10 protein-coding genes and 1 pseudogene are annotated in these 14424 nt (G+C 44.9%); 7 read left to right on the top strand and 4 right to left on the bottom strand.

The window, feature by feature from the left end:
* Positions 1–1598, bottom strand: a 1598-nt coding sequence (locus tag OGY04_RS15225; protein WP_286585543.1) for a retention module-containing protein, incomplete at its 3' end; no start/stop codon positions are given.
* 332 nt (positions 1599–1930) lie between these two features.
* Between OGY04_RS15225 and OGY04_RS15230 the strand changes: the two genes are divergently transcribed.
* From OGY04_RS15230 to OGY04_RS15240, 3 genes are all read left to right on the top strand, one after another.
* Positions 1931–3274 (top strand): TolC family outer membrane protein, encoded by a 1344-nt coding sequence (locus OGY04_RS15230; RefSeq protein ID WP_286585545.1) that lies wholly within the window; start codon positions 1931–1933, stop codon positions 3272–3274.
* Positions 3275–3363: 89 nt separating this feature from the next.
* On the top strand, positions 3364–5556 hold the full coding sequence (locus tag OGY04_RS15235) for a type I secretion system permease/ATPase (protein ID WP_286585546.1): 2193 nt from the start codon (positions 3364–3366) through the stop codon (positions 5554–5556).
* Complete coding sequence (locus OGY04_RS15240) at positions 5543–6916, top strand: HlyD family type I secretion periplasmic adaptor subunit (RefSeq protein ID WP_286585547.1); 1374 nt, start codon at positions 5543–5545, stop codon at positions 6914–6916. The genes OGY04_RS15235 and OGY04_RS15240 overlap by 14 nt, the downstream gene beginning before the upstream one ends.
* 41 nt (positions 6917–6957) lie before the next feature.
* On the opposite strand, the gene OGY04_RS15245 is transcribed toward OGY04_RS15240, so the two are convergent.
* Positions 6958–7563: a helix-turn-helix domain-containing protein gene (locus OGY04_RS15245; RefSeq protein WP_008785664.1), complete on the bottom strand. Its 606-nt coding sequence runs from the start codon at positions 7561–7563 to the stop codon at positions 6958–6960.
* A gap of 455 nt (positions 7564–8018) precedes the next feature.
* On the opposite strand from OGY04_RS15245, the gene OGY04_RS15250 reads away from it, so the two are divergent.
* The 4 genes and pseudogenes from OGY04_RS15250 to OGY04_RS15265 all read left to right on the top strand — a co-directional run bounded on the left by OGY04_RS15250 (position 8019) and on the right by OGY04_RS15265 (position 11449).
* Positions 8019–8804: a winged helix-turn-helix domain-containing protein gene (locus OGY04_RS15250; RefSeq protein WP_252429451.1), complete on the top strand. Its 786-nt coding sequence runs from the start codon at positions 8019–8021 to the stop codon at positions 8802–8804.
* Positions 8804–9316, top strand: coding sequence for a YqeJ family protein (locus OGY04_RS15255; protein WP_267452490.1), 513 nt, complete (start codon positions 8804–8806; stop codon positions 9314–9316). The genes OGY04_RS15250 and OGY04_RS15255 overlap by 1 nt, the downstream gene beginning before the upstream one ends.
* Before the next feature lie 427 nt (positions 9317–9743).
* Positions 9744–10138, top strand: a pseudogene (locus OGY04_RS15260) (IS3 family transposase); the annotation flags it as partial.
* 348 nt (positions 10139–10486) lie between these two features.
* Positions 10487–11449 carry a hypothetical protein gene (locus OGY04_RS15265; RefSeq protein ID WP_286585550.1) on the top strand — a complete coding sequence of 321 codons (963 nt, stop codon included), beginning with the start codon at positions 10487–10489 and terminating at the stop codon, positions 11447–11449.
* 93 nt (positions 11450–11542) lie between these two features.
* On the opposite strand, the gene OGY04_RS15270 is transcribed toward OGY04_RS15265, so the two are convergent.
* Together OGY04_RS15270 and OGY04_RS15275 are read right to left on the bottom strand one after the other, a co-directional pair.
* On the bottom strand, positions 11543–12238 hold the full coding sequence (locus OGY04_RS15270) for a restriction endonuclease subunit S (protein ID WP_286585552.1): 696 nt from the start codon (positions 12236–12238) through the stop codon (positions 11543–11545).
* The gene (locus OGY04_RS15275; RefSeq protein ID WP_286585554.1) at positions 12238–13455 is read right to left on the bottom strand and encodes an HsdM family class I SAM-dependent methyltransferase; all 1218 of its coding nucleotides are present in this window, start codon (positions 13453–13455) and stop codon (positions 12238–12240) included. The genes OGY04_RS15270 and OGY04_RS15275 overlap by 1 nt, the downstream gene beginning before the upstream one ends.
* Between the last annotated feature and the right edge of the window lie 969 nt (positions 13456–14424).

Below are 14424 nucleotides of genomic sequence, written 5' to 3' on the forward strand. Positions count from 1 at the left end.
TCGGTCACCACCAGGCCGGTAAAGGTCCTGCCGTTCACCGCCACCGCAACGTTATCGCCCGGCTGTGCATCCCCGGTCACCGCCCCGCTAATCAGCGTCGGCATCCGCGATTCACTGCGGTTCACGACATTATCCCCTGCCACGGTATCAATGCTGATGGCGTTGGCCGCCTGGGTGTCCAGCACCACGGTGCGGTGCGTCACGGCAGTGGCTTCATTGCCTACCGCGTCATGGCTTACCAGCGTCACCTGTACATCGTTAGCCCCCTCTTTGAGAGTTGCGGAAGGCACAACGATTTCATAGCGTAGCTGGCCATGATCGTCGAAAACCGTGCCGTGAAACGCTTTGCCCTGAATGGTCAACGTAACCGGATCACCCGCTTTCGCATCACCGCTGGCAATGCCAGAAATAATGGTCGGCATACGAGACTCATTAGCGTTGACGACATCATCATTCGCCACCGTTTCAATGGTCACGGCATTTTGCGCATACAGGTCGTTATTGACGTGATGATCCGTGGAAACAATGGTGGTGTTTCCTGCGTCGTCAGTAGAAGTTAATGTGGCGTGAATGTTCGGGTCATGCAGTAACCCCTGGGTCAGTACCGGGATGGTATAAGTCAGAGTCCCATTTCCGGGGTCGGTAACAACACCGGTATATTCTTTACCATCAACCAATAAAGTAACGATATCGCCGGGTTTAGTATCGCCGCCGACCGACCCGTGGATCAGGGTTTGCGGTTGACGCGACTCTTCGTAGTTAATGAGGTTATCCGGCGTGACGTTATCAACGGTAATGTCGATGTGTGGTCCGGTAATATCAATCAGCGCATGATCAAAACTTTCTGCCGTTCGTCCCGTCACATCGGTGGCTATTGCCACCACTGTTACATTTCCCGGGACCAGTCCCCCCAGATCGGTATCAATATTCCAGTGCCCGTTGCTCACCGGAACAGTAACGGTGAATGTGTTTTTTTGGCTATCGGTGAAGGTGAGTGTGATGTGATTTTGATTACTGGTGCCGCTTAAATGGGTCTGATGGAATTCGCTTTTGTTAATGAAACCGTCGTTGCCGGCAAACTCGGTAATTTGTACCTCAGGCGGGAAAACACTCGCGGAAACTGCGGTAACTCCCCCTATCGGCAGATTGATATCCCAGTTCGGGCTTCCCAGGCCTTTGGTGTTAAAACCTGCTGTCGGATCAACCACCTGCCCGGTCAATTCAAGCTGAACCAGAGTGTGCCCCCCGCCGCCACCTTCTAATGTTACCGGTGCTTCATTACCCGCCGCGGTGGCTTCCAGCACCTGCGTCGGGTCAGCGCCATCGGCAATGGCCTTTTGTGCGGCGGCAATATCCTGAGCACTACTTTCCGGATGATGGCTGACCTGTAGCCCGTGCTCACCCCAATGGCTATTACGGCCTATATCCAGCGTTTTTCCGTCTGGTAAAGAGATACTTACCGCGCCGCTGGCACCGGTCACAATTTCTTCACCGCTATATACCCTGTCGCCTTCATGAACCAGTCGTTGTGCACCATTGGCATCAACTACGTAAACCTGTCCAATAATTGCTTTGATCACACCGAGTAATTTGCTCACCGTAACCTCACTTAATTACCATCATTATTTTTATAAACTCGTTAATACATTAACGAACAAATATCACATTCAATTAATGTAAACATTAATATCTCAATGTAGAAAAAAACACATTTTATAGAATGCAATTACATGAGACTTGACTGGCAAATGAATATAATAAAAAATAACCAAAAATAAAACACGATGTGACAAAACATGTCGCTGAATAGCTGATTACAGCCATCAATTAAGACAATTCATATTTGTTAATTAATATAACGTGTTTGTAAAAATGGATGATAGCGACGACACCTGGATGTCATAACCGTGAGATATAGGGCATTCATGTCATGAAGAAGTTTTTAGTTTTTCTGCTTTCATGTTTTTCAATAAATGCAGTAAACGCAGAAGACTTACAAAATACCGTTAAAGATGCATTAGCGAATCATCCTGAAGTTAATGCTGCAATAAATAGCCGTTATTCCTCGGAGCAAGATCTGCGGGCGGCACAAGGTGGCTATTTGCCATCACTGAATTTAAATGCCGAGGCCGGGCGCAAAAATGTTGATGATGCAACTACCCGCGCTGCAGGACGCAATAACGGTCTGACTCAATCACCTAACGAGGCGACTATCAGCCTCGAGCAGAATGTGTTTAACGGCTTTGCGACCAACAGCGAAGTGGCGCGACAAAAAGCGACCGTTGACTCACGCGCCTATGGTGTGATGAACACCAGTGAAAGCACCGCTTATGCGGTGATTCAGGCCTATTTCGACGTGCTGCAACGCGAAGAGTTTGTGCGCCTTGCTGAAGACGATCTGGCGAACCACGAGCGCATTTACGACCAGATAAAACTGCGTACCGATCAGGGCGTTGGGCGCTCCGGGGATTTTATGCAGGCCGAAGCGCGTCTGGCGCAGGCGCGAAACAACCTGCTGACCGAGCAAACTAACCTTGAAGACGCGAAAACCACCTTTGTCAGCGTGACGGGCATGGATCCGCAGGGCTTAAGCCAGCCAGAGAGCATTGACTCTCAGCTGCCAACCTCGCTGGAAGATGCCAAAAGTCGGATGGAAAAAAATAATCCATTACTGAAGTCTGCCAATGCGGATATCGAAGCTGCGCACCAGCAGTATGAATCGTCGAAATCCACCTTCTATCCACGTGTGGACGTTGAGCTTTCCCGCGGGATTAGCAACAACACCGATACCACCAGCGCACACACCGAAGAGTGGGAAGCGATGGTCAAACTGCATTACAACCTGTACCAGGGCGGCAGCGACAAAGCCAACATGAACTCCCGCGCTTATCTGCACAAGCAGGCTCAGGATGTACGTAATAACACGCTGCGCCAGCTGAATCAGGAGCTACGCCTGGCCTGGACCGCACTGCAAAACGCTCGCGCCCAGCTTCCTTCGGCGGAAGAATATGCCGACCGCAGTGTCAAAGTGCGCACGGCTTATCAGGATCAATTTAGTCTTGGCGAGCGTACGCTGCTGGATTTACTCGATAGTGAAAATGAAGTGTTCTCCTCTAAACGCCGTCTTGTTGAATTACGTTATCTGGCCATGACCAGTGGCTATCGTATTAGCGAACGCACCGGGGAATTAATGAATATTTTAAAAATCACACCGCCGCCTTCGGGGCAACCGGTAGATTCAGCAGAAGAAAATAGCTTACCGGAACTTCATTAATAATTATTAATCCCCAATAAATCCCTGACCTGCACGCTTATAATTAGCTTGCTATTATTTAATAGTGCACGGTCAGAATGGTTGCGAAAATGAGTGCACAAGCCGAATTATTAAATGACGTCCCTGAGAATTACGCTACCCCTAATTCTCAACATCACGACCCACGTAGCCATAATGACGACCCGTTATTAGATAGCTTACTGATTCTGTGTTCTCTGCATGGTAAACCGGCGAGTCGTTCAACATTAAGCAGTGGCCTGCCATTAGAAAACGATCGGCTCACGCTAAATATATTTCCACGCGCGGCAGCAAGGGCCGGTTTAAAGGCGCGAGTCGTCACGCGCACGCTCGATAAAATTCCGGCAATGTCTCTGCCTGCTGTCTTGTTATTGAACGCAGGGGGAACCGGGGTGTTGTTGGCATGGAACGATGACGGCAGCGCCCGCTTTATGCCCAGCGAAAGCGAAGGTGGGGAAATTTGCGTTGATGCCGCCACGCTTGAGCAAAACTATGCGGGCAAAGTCATTTTTGCGCATCCGCGCCACGAATTCGATTTGCAGGCAGAGGCCTTTCTGCCGCGTACCAAATCCTGGTTTAAAGACACGCTGAAGCTGTCGCGTTTTCTGTATATGGATGCGGTATTGGCCAGTCTGTTAATCAACCTGATTGCGCTCGGCACACCGCTCTTTACCATGAATGTGTATGACCGCGTCGTGCCAAACCAGGCAACGGTCACACTATGGGTGCTGGCAGTCGGCATCTGCCTGGCTTTTGTCTTTGATCTGATTTTAAAAATGCTGCGCGGTATCTGCCTTGATATTGCAGGTAAGAAAAGCGATCTCATCATCTCTTCAACCCTGTTTGAGCGCATTGTCGGTATGGAGATGAAAGAGCGCCCGGCGCGCGTGGGCAGCTTTGCACAAAACATTCACGAGTTTCAGTCACTGCGTGATTTCCTCTCATCCCTCACTTTGACGACAATTATCGATTTGCCCTTCACCCTGTTGCTGCTGATTGTTATTGGCATTATCGGCGGCGCGCTGGCATGGATCCCGGTACTGACATTACCGATTGCCCTGTTGTGCAGTTGGGCACTACAAAAGCCGGTCAACGCTGCGGTGGCAAAAACCATGAATCTCGCCAGCGAACGCCAGGCGCTACTGATTGAAACCCTGAGCAGTCTGGATGCCATCAAAGTGAATAATGCCCAAAGCGAACGCCAGTTCCAGTGGGAACAAACACTGGGCAGCCTGAGCCGTCTCGAACTGCGGGTGAAAACCTTGTCCAGCCTGGCCAGCAACCTCACCGGCTGGTTCCAGCAAATTTCAGGCGTGGTGATGATCATCGTCGGGGTGTACATGATTATCGACGGCAAACTGAGTATGGGTGGCTTGATCGCCTGCTACATGCTTAACGGCCGGGCACTCATGCCGCTGGGTCAGCTCACCGGCCTTATCGCCCGCTATCAGCAGGCGAAACTGACCATCAAAAATACTGAGAAAATGATGTCGCTGACGCAGGAGCGCCGTGCGGATGAAAACCCGCTCAAGCGTGAACAGTTACAGGGCAGCATTGAATTTCGCGATGTGGATTTCAGCTACCCGGAGCAACAAAACCTGTCGCTGCACAAAATTAACCTGACCATTCAGCCCGGCGAGCGCATCGGCATTATCGGGCGCAGCGGTTCCGGTAAAAGTTCGCTGAGTAAACTAATCGTCAATTTATACCAGCCGAGCGCCGGGAACCTGCTGATCGATGGTATCGACTCTCGTCAGCTGGATGTGAACGATCTGCGCCACAGCATCGGCTACGTGCCACAGGACATCCAGCTATTCAACGGCACGCTGCGCGATAACCTGCTGTGCGGAGCGCGCTATGTCGATGACGAAACGATGCTGCGAGCGGCAGAACTGGCTGGCGTCAACGAATTCGCACGCCTGCATCCCGACGGCTATAACCTGCAGGTCGGCGAACGCGGCTCCCAGCTTTCCGGTGGGCAACGGCAGGCGGTGGCGCTCGCGCGTGCACTGTTGCTTGATCCCCCTCTCCTGCTACTGGATGAACCCACCAGTTCAATGGACAACACCAGCGAAGAGAAGATCAAACACGCGCTGGCCCCCTGTATTGCGGGAAAAACGTTATTACTGGTCACGCACCGCGCTTCCATGCTGTCGCTGGTTGACCGTCTGATTATTGTTGATAAAGGTCGCATCATCGCAGACGGTCCGAAAGGGGTAGTGATGGATGCGTTGAAAAAGGGGCAAATTAATGCGTCTCGCTGATCTCCTGACTCGTGCCCGCAGTCACATGCAGCACTATTTTCGCGGTCGTGATGAAAATCAAACCGACAGTATTAATGAGGTTAGCCAGGCCATAATTGATGATGCCCCAAGAGTGATACGACTGACGTTGTGGGTGATCCTCGCGCTGGTGGTGCTGTCCTTCATCTGGGCTGGTTTTGCAAAAATTGATGAAGTGACACGCGGTGAAGGCAAAGCGATCCCTTCATCAAAACTGCAAAAAATCCAGAACCTGGAAGGGGGAATTGTCACCGAGCTGTACGTGCATGAAGGGCAAATCGTTAACGCCGGAACTCCACTACTGCACCTAGATGACACGCGCTTCGCCTCCAACGTGGGTGAAACTGAAGCCGACAAACTCGGTCTGCGCGCCAAGGTAGAACGCCTGACGGCGGAAGTTGAAAACCGGGACTTTGTGATTTCACCCGAGATAGCCAGCCAGGCGCCGGAAGTCGCCCGGGGAGAAACCGAGCTGTACAACAGCCGCCGGGAACAATTTCACAACGAAATTTCCGGGCTCGAAGAACAGCTGGTGCAGAAAAAACAGGAACTGCGCGACTTTGACTCAAAGGAGGATCAGTTTAAGCACAGCCTCGGGTTAATCCGTCAGGAAATCAAAATGTCCGAGCCGCTGCTCGCTTCAGGCGCCATTTCAAAAGTCGAACTGTTGCGACTGCGTCGTACCGAAGTGGAAACCGCCGGGCAGCTCAATTCTATTAGCCTGTCGCTGCCCAAGGCTACGTCAGAAATTAAAGAGATTGAGAATAAAATCGGTGAAAGCCGTGGCCGTTTCCAGAGCGATGCGCTGGCCCAACTCAATGAAGCTCGCACCAATCTGAGTAAAACCCAGGCAAGCGTTAAAGCACTGGAGGATCGGGTGAACCGTACCATGGTCACCTCACCGGTGCGGGGTATCGTCCAGCAGGTGATGGTGAATACTATCGGCGGCGTCATTCAACCGGGCAGCGATCTGGTGGAAATCGTTCCGCTGGATGACAAACTGTTAATCGAAGCCAAAATCCAGCCGCGCGATATCGCCTTCCTCCATCCGGGTCAACATGCGATGGTGAAATTTACCGCTTACGATTACACCATCTATGGCGGTCTGCAAGGCGAAGTAGTGCAGATAAGCCCGGACACCGTTACCGATAAGCAGGGGCGAAGCTTTTATATTGTGCGTTTGCAGACGGATAAAAATTACCTGGGAACAAAAGAGCATCCGATGCTGATCATTCCCGGCATGGTGGCGAGCGTCGATATTCTCACCGGCAAGAAAACGATTCTGAGCTACCTGTTAAAACCGATTATTCGCGCACGCGCGGAAGCACTCAGAGAACGTTGATCGGTTGCGCTCCCTTACATTTTGCCGGGGAGCGCATGAATTTATAACGGCGTGCAAAAAGAGAGCTTTCCACGATTCAGGGTGATTTTCCCGTCATTAACCAGCTCCTGTAACACCTTATGGATGGCACTACGTGAAATATGGTTACGGGTCAAAATAAAAGTATACACGGATGTTTTCTCGCGAACCTCTGGCTCCATCGACCAGATATATTTTACGTGTTCAATAATCTGCTCACGAATAGTACGGTGCGACTGCAACGCTTCACGCTGAAAATAACGTTGAAGATGATGCGTTAAGATATCAAACGCCTGCTTCCATAAGTTTTTGGTCGTAAACAGGTGATCGGCATTTTGTACGCTCATCGCCCACATTTCACAATCGGTATCACAACGCAAATAGTGGCCAGCCACTTCCGTACGCATTTGTGGCAGGCCGAGAATAGCAGGTGCAGAAATACTCACGGTGACTAAATCGTTTTCCACACGATAAACAGAGACAGTCCCTTTCTCCAGAAATAAGATTTGTCCATCGGTCTTCAAATCAATACGCTGACGTTTTTTACGTAACGACAGCCAGGCATTATCCGACTTCTTCATTTCATCGCCAACGAGCACTACAGCATTTTCAATTTCTTTCTGGAACATGGGACTCTCTACCGCAAATTATGGCTTAGTCAAAAAGATGGTTAAATTTACTCGGCACTAAAAATAAATGTCAGCTCGCAAACAAGCTGACATTTATTCCCATCTACATCTACCACCGGCATTCCCTGGTGCCATTGACGCGTTAAGGTTCATGCTGTTTTCGCGTGGTGGTGTCAGGCAGTATATGGCGCTGTCCATAAAGAATTAATGGCAATCATCTTTGTCGACATTTTTTCATCTTTCTGTTCTTTGCAGAGTAGCCAAAAAGATGCAATCAATTGATTTTAATGGGTTTTATTTTCATTAAAAAGTTATCATTCTTGTTATATCATGATACCAAATTGCAACACTTCGCGGTTCTCGCTGTGGAATCAGGTCCATGCTGGTGGTCTTTATAGGCTCAGTGGTATCATGACTAAACAACCACCAGACGCATCATCAAGAGTAGAGACAATATGTCTGAGACTGGCAATGTCAGTTATCTGATTGAAAATAAAATAATATTTACCCCAGCCACACAATGTCTGGCGCGGGTAGATCACCCCAATCAGCGGATAAAACTCAAACACTCAGCGTCGTTATGTCTTTTATTACTTATTCAACATCGCGGGCAAGTGGTTTCTCAAAACGAATTACTGGAATTCGGTTGGGGTAAAAATCACCGGCAGGTGAGTTTCAACGCCTTTTATCAAAGCATTCTCTCGTTGCGTAAAAGCTTACTGCAGCTGGAGCTTGAACAACCGCTGATCACAACGATCCCCCGCAAAGGGCTGATCATTCAAGAAGAGTTTGATATTCAGGTCATTGAAACACCGGAGGAGAACTCTGCTTCTGCTGAAGAATCCTTAGCGCCAGATGCCACCATTGAGGAATTTTTGGCTGACACACCGCGTCAACCTTTGATAACGGCTGCAGAAACAGTAATGTTGGCACTTACCCTGATAATTTGTGTGCTTATATTATATCCGTGGCAAGCCAGCGATGATTATTTCTCCGGCTATATCGCTGCGGATAAAGCACCCACTGGCTGTCAGTATTATTTCAATAACGATGCCAGTAATTTCTCCCGGCATACCGCGTTTATCGACAAAAACCCAGGACTGTGTCAGAGCCATAAATTTATCTATATCACGACCTATCCTGAGTCTAAGAAACTGTCCGTACTGGTGTGTCGCTCACCGATAAAAGCCAGGCAAGAAAATGCCTGTCAGTCGGTATATTACCCACGGTATGATAGCTAATGAACTTATATCCCCGAACTTCCCGCATCCAGACAGGTATTATCCTGCTGTTTTGTTTTGCTGCGCTTATTCTTACTGTCGTCTATCGGTACAGTAAGAACAATGGCGAGTTACATGATCTCACCTGCCGCTCCGCCATCGAAATTGTACGCAATACAAGCTCGTTCCGAGGGATTATTGATATTAAAACCGGGGGCAGTAAAGGTATTGTGAATATTGATGGTATTATCAAAGATGCCGAAAATAATGAGCAAACCGTGCAACGCATGGTACTTTTTACACAATCCAGCTACGGCTCAAGCCCGGTTTGGATTTCACAGAAAATCCAAATTTCCAATCGCGAAACAGCTCCCGCCAGCCTTATTCAGGAACTCCTCCCCGATTTTTTCCTGACCAACACCAGTGTATCCAACGTCGATTTTTTTGCGCTGAACAGCGAGACATACCTGATTACCAAAGAGGGGATCCCCTATCTGTACTGCCAGAATTATGCTTTGCCGGAAAATCAATAATCCGTCAGCACCCTGGCGGTAAAACCTACGGATGAATCTCGGTCGTTGTCGGTGATAAGATAGACCATTCAGGTCGAGCCAACGCTCGTCGTTACTGCCCATCAGGCGGCTTTCGAATGACAAATTTGTGGGTTTATGTGAGTTTCCAGGGGCTCACGTGAGACTGCCCAGGTCCCCAAAAAGATTAAAAAAAGAGCAAAAGCGATATGAAAGAGTCACTTGATACGGACTTCACGAACCACACCCCAATGATGCATTGGTGTGAACACACTGATTAATAACGTTTATTTTTCACTAAATTATAAAAGCTATATTTTAACCTACACTTTCTTAAATATCTGATTTTACGATTATTATTTGCAGTCCTCATCCAGCGTTATAATCCCTCTGTTTTTCCATCCCTCAATAACACAGGGCATCTCCATGAGCCGATATCGGCTGGTCGATGTCATCCCAGATGACGGCCCAACTGACCTGTAATACGCCGAAAATGGCGCTCTGGCGGCGGAAACGTCCCGAAAATGTCATCGTTCATACGGACCGTGGCGGTCAGTACTGTTCAGCGGATTACCAGGCGCTGCTGAAGCGGTATAATCTGCGCGGTAGCATGAATGTAAAGGCTGATGTTACGATAATTCCTGCGTGGAAAGCTTATTTCACTCGCTGAAAGTGGAATGTGTTCACGGAGAACACTTTGCCAGCCGGGAAATCATACGAACGGCAGTGTTTAATTATATCGAGTGTGATCACAATCGCTGGCATCGGCACAGTGCGTGCAGCGGTCTCAGCCCGGAACAATTTGAAAACGAAAATATCGCTTAGGTCCGTGTCCACATTAGGCGGGTAGGATCAGAGATTTTGCTATGAAGACACAGTAGCGCAAATATGCTGCTCTTTTAGATCAGAGCATTAACTCATTTCCTCTCGTGTAAATTGCATGTAGTAACATACCTCATCATCATAACAAATCGAAAATAAACATTTTTATTCGAATGAGGGATGACATGCCTCTTAAATCATAGAAAGTCAAGTTACGTGATTATGATCAAACTATAGAATGCCCCCACTAACCGACACTGCTTTTAATCTTTAGTAAAAGTTGGTTATTTTCACAGCCAATGTAAAGAGTTATCATAACACTATAAATTACACATAGTAGGGATATCAATAATGGATATTGAAGATAAAAAAAGAGCATATGTTTTAGTCAAAGAAGTTCTTCCTTTAGCATGCGAGAAAATTAATATTTTTTGCGAAAGGGTTTTGAGGACCCGAGGTGCAAAAATTGGAAGCGGCATGGGAGGGCTGCTTGAAGCTTTATGGGGTTATGAAATCAATAATACTCTGCGTGAAACAGGTCATTCTTTCTTTGAAATGGCATGGTTTCCATCCCATCAATATCATGATTTCGCTTGTGTGGGTTCAAGTACATTATGGAATTCGTCAGATAAAACTGGAGAGTATTTTCGTGTAGAAGCAAAATCGATGAATGCTGGAGCTGATGAGTCTAAGGCACATTTTGATGTACTTTACTCCGAGCTAGATGATTTTGATGCTCTACTGGTGTTGGTGTGGAATTGGAAAAAAATTGATCAATTTCATTATTGCCCGCAAATAGTAGATGTTTTTTTTGGGGAAGCTAAGTCATTAACGATCATTAGAGATCAATTACATATTGCAAGAGGCGGCTCTTTCGTTAATCCTGCACATTGCCCGGATAATTGTTCTCCATTTTCTTGTCAACATGAAGGAGAACCACTTAACGAGCAGGGTAAGAGGGAAAGGATTAGCGGCCCACAAAATACTCGCCCATCTGATAATGTATCCTATGCTGCAAATTTTGGTGGGTTAGTAAGGATGCTCAAAACAAGAGGACCTGAAGCAAAAAAAATATTCCGACGTCTTCGTGTAGCAAATAGCGTGATTAATGATTATATTAGTTTTATTCATCGGAACTTTCCCAATGAAGAGTGTAATCACTTCTCAACATCGGAATTAAGAGATGCAGCTGAAAAGTTAGGAATTAGAACACTCGGCATGTCAAAAAATGACATGTATTTACGAATAAGAGAACATAATAATTATCAAGATGCCTTAAGATATTTATGGCCTGAGTCCGATTTAACTAATTAAATTCTTCAATAAATAAATCTCGCCTATCGAACAATTGATGGCGAGATTAAATTAAGTTATCACATCCAAGTATAGAATGTTAATAACAATAACTCACATATCAGTTTCATCATTAATTATCTTTTTCTCAATAAAAGCATTGAACTCTAAAGAAATTGTTTTTTTCAATTTATTAATTTTATCTTCATACGAGTTGATAATTTCTCTTTTCCTAAGCAATCGATTAGAAATTTCAACCTGCATATTTAGCGGAGGAAAAGGAACCTTAAGCTCTAAAAATTCCTGTACATTTAGCCGAGGTAAAGTCGCACCTGAGGTCATTGACATAACGTGCTCTGATACATATTTAGACAAAAGCAGCTCTCTCAAATATACTGGATTTATTAATTTCAGATTAGGGATGAGAACTATAATTTCACTAGAACAAATTCCATCAATATCTTTATCTACGAGCAAGCATTTATTCAAATTTGGTCTCAGCTTACCGTATAGTACATCACCAGAGTAAAAGACCCTGCTTCGAGATTTAATATCAAATCCAACCTTTTTTATATCACCTATTAACTCTCCATCATTTTGAGAAATATTTTCTAACCCTATATAGTTATATTTTTTTTCGGGAAAATCAAAAGGGTTGATAGATTCCTTTCTTAGCGTGACCAGATTATATAAAGCTGTCATCTCAAAATCGGAATGAGTTGAACAAATGTCTTTCACAAGCAAAAAACTCTCGACATTCCACCGCGGCGACGATGTTAATTCCTCCTCGGATACTATACTAAATAACATTACCAGCCCTCCCTCTGAAGATGATCTTTTAATTGTTCTTTCATTTCAATAAATTCAACACTATTAATATCATCAGGAGAATGATTAAACCTCCCCATAAATGTTTTTGCTTCTTTTTTAACTTTAGATTTTTTTTGTAAAAATATAATACTTGTTTTAACGTTAGCACCATATGGCGTAAACGTTTCGGGCGGTAAACTTATAATGGCACTTATAATTGCCGTCCTATTTAACCACTCACGAACATATTTTGTTTGAGTATTAACCAAAATACCATCTGGAATAACAATTACTAATTTCCCACCAGGCTTTAGAAATTGAATTGACCTCTCAACCCCTAAAATCTCAAGCGGGATAGTTTTCTTTTCTTTCGAGAGGAAAAAATCATCGAGAAATAAAAGACTTTCTTTTCCCAATAGAGATCCGAAAGGAGGATTGGTTAAAACATAATCAAATGATTCGGGTTTTATATTATTATAGTTGACGAATGGTAAAAGAGAATCATTGCATTCAATATTTACCTCTTCACTCCCACTTAATTTAAAATCAGTACTGGCTACTCTAGCAATTCGCTCACTTTTTTCTATACCAAAATATTTTTCATGTATTTTTTTTAAATGATATGAATCACTATAATTCTCACAAACGAATCTCATTGATTCAGTTAAAAAATGACCTGAACCACAAAAAGGATCTAATATATAATCATGCGGTGTAGGCCTCACACATTCAATAATAAACTTAACAATTGGCAACGGTGTAAAATATTGCCCCATACCTGCACGAACTGATGGTAGGAAAAGATTCTGAAAAGCCCGACCTTTAATATCAAATGGTGTTTTGGTAAAATTGTATTTTTGAAGGAGCTCCACGACTTTATATACAGAAGAAGGAGATAGCTTTATCTTTTTATCATAATTACTTTCTTTGCCATTTCCATTTAAAAAACAACCTTGCATTTCAATTATATTATTATAAAGATCAGTAGTACTATTATAGATATACGTTTGGAAATTTAAAACTTCATCACCAATACGATCTTTCTCATCCATAATTTTAATTTGAATTATTTTACATAATTCGTCAAGGGCCTCATCTGCATGCATACCATCGATATCACGAATGAACGAATGGGCTTGAAAAAAAATAGCCTCTGCTGAATTTGGAAGCAACATCAATTGCGAATACTTTAAAGACCTTTTATTGATTAAAGACATATTCACCTTACTATTTTGTATTCAAAATAATCACAAAAACATAATAACCAATAAAAAATAAAAAAACAAGACCTACAGTCATAAAAAACAAGTTAACATGTCTATACCAGGCATATGTTTTTATGACGAAGGACATAAAAAATATAGGGAAAGGTATTATTCCACACTATTTGTCCCCAATCATGTAATCGCTACGGATAATCCAGACATCTTAGAGTCATTTAAAATGGCTTAAAGAGAGCAGTCAACAAGTGGTAAACATTATCGGTGCTTATATTTCCGCTATTATTCAGCGAAAAAAAAATCACTCAACACAAATGGCATCACGATCGTTAAACTCACGCAGTAATAGTCAAGGTTAATGTCTGTGACGATTTTACCTTGCATCGACTCAAGATCGCAGAGGATTTATTACCCTCAACTATTCGACATCACATAAATCATGAAAATCATCTTTTCTTGCCGAGACAAAATAATTTTCAACATGAAAATTTTAATTCTGCCTCAATATGGATCTGGTATAATTCCCCATCAAGTAAAGCAATGTTTAATTCACCGGCTGTTAAATATCCCCCAACTCGAAAGCGCTGGCTGATAATATATTCCTCGACTGCTATACCAGTCAAAAATGCCAGCAATCAGTTCGGTTGTTTTCACCATATATAGACAGCGATTAAGCCACAGCGTGGTTAATAACCTCCACCAGAAAGCGTAATAGTGTGGTAAACTGCGTTCCCTGGTCTGATCACGGCCTCAAGGTACTATGCTCAAGTTCATCACGCAACCTCTTCTCCCTCACTGCAGCCGACAGGTGATGACTGTTATGGTTATTAACATTAACCAAGTACCTTTCAAAGGCCATAGTGAGTTCACCAATAGGGGAATCCCCTCAGACAGGCTGTGTCCCGTAACTGTTTTTCGTATAGTTCGACATGGCATACATGTGCAAAAACGCGTTTAAGCGATAAA

Origin of the sequence: Citrobacter sp. Cpo091 (assembly GCF_030332645.1) — a bacterium.
Lineage (GTDB): Bacteria > Pseudomonadota > Gammaproteobacteria > Enterobacterales > Enterobacteriaceae > Citrobacter > Citrobacter portucalensis.

Coding starts and splice junctions, on each gene's coding strand:
- OGY04_RS15230 (WP_286585545.1), top strand. CDS start 1,931: ATGAAGAAGTTTTTAGTTTTTCTGCTTTCATGTTTTTCAATAAATGCA.
- OGY04_RS15235 (WP_286585546.1), top strand. CDS start 3,364: ATGAGTGCACAAGCCGAATTATTAAATGACGTCCCTGAGAATTACGCT.
- OGY04_RS15240 (WP_286585547.1), top strand. CDS start 5,543: ATGCGTCTCGCTGATCTCCTGACTCGTGCCCGCAGTCACATGCAGCAC.
- OGY04_RS15245 (WP_008785664.1), bottom strand. CDS start 7,563: ATGTTCCAGAAAGAAATTGAAAATGCTGTAGTGCTCGTTGGCGATGAA.
- OGY04_RS15250 (WP_252429451.1), top strand. CDS start 8,019: ATGTCTGAGACTGGCAATGTCAGTTATCTGATTGAAAATAAAATAATA.
- OGY04_RS15255 (WP_267452490.1), top strand. CDS start 8,804: ATGAACTTATATCCCCGAACTTCCCGCATCCAGACAGGTATTATCCTG.
- OGY04_RS15265 (WP_286585550.1), top strand. CDS start 10,487: ATGGATATTGAAGATAAAAAAAGAGCATATGTTTTAGTCAAAGAAGTT.
- OGY04_RS15270 (WP_286585552.1), bottom strand. CDS start 12,238: ATGTTATTTAGTATAGTATCCGAGGAGGAATTAACATCGTCGCCGCGG.
- OGY04_RS15275 (WP_286585554.1), bottom strand. CDS start 13,455: ATGTCTTTAATCAATAAAAGGTCTTTAAAGTATTCGCAATTGATGTTG.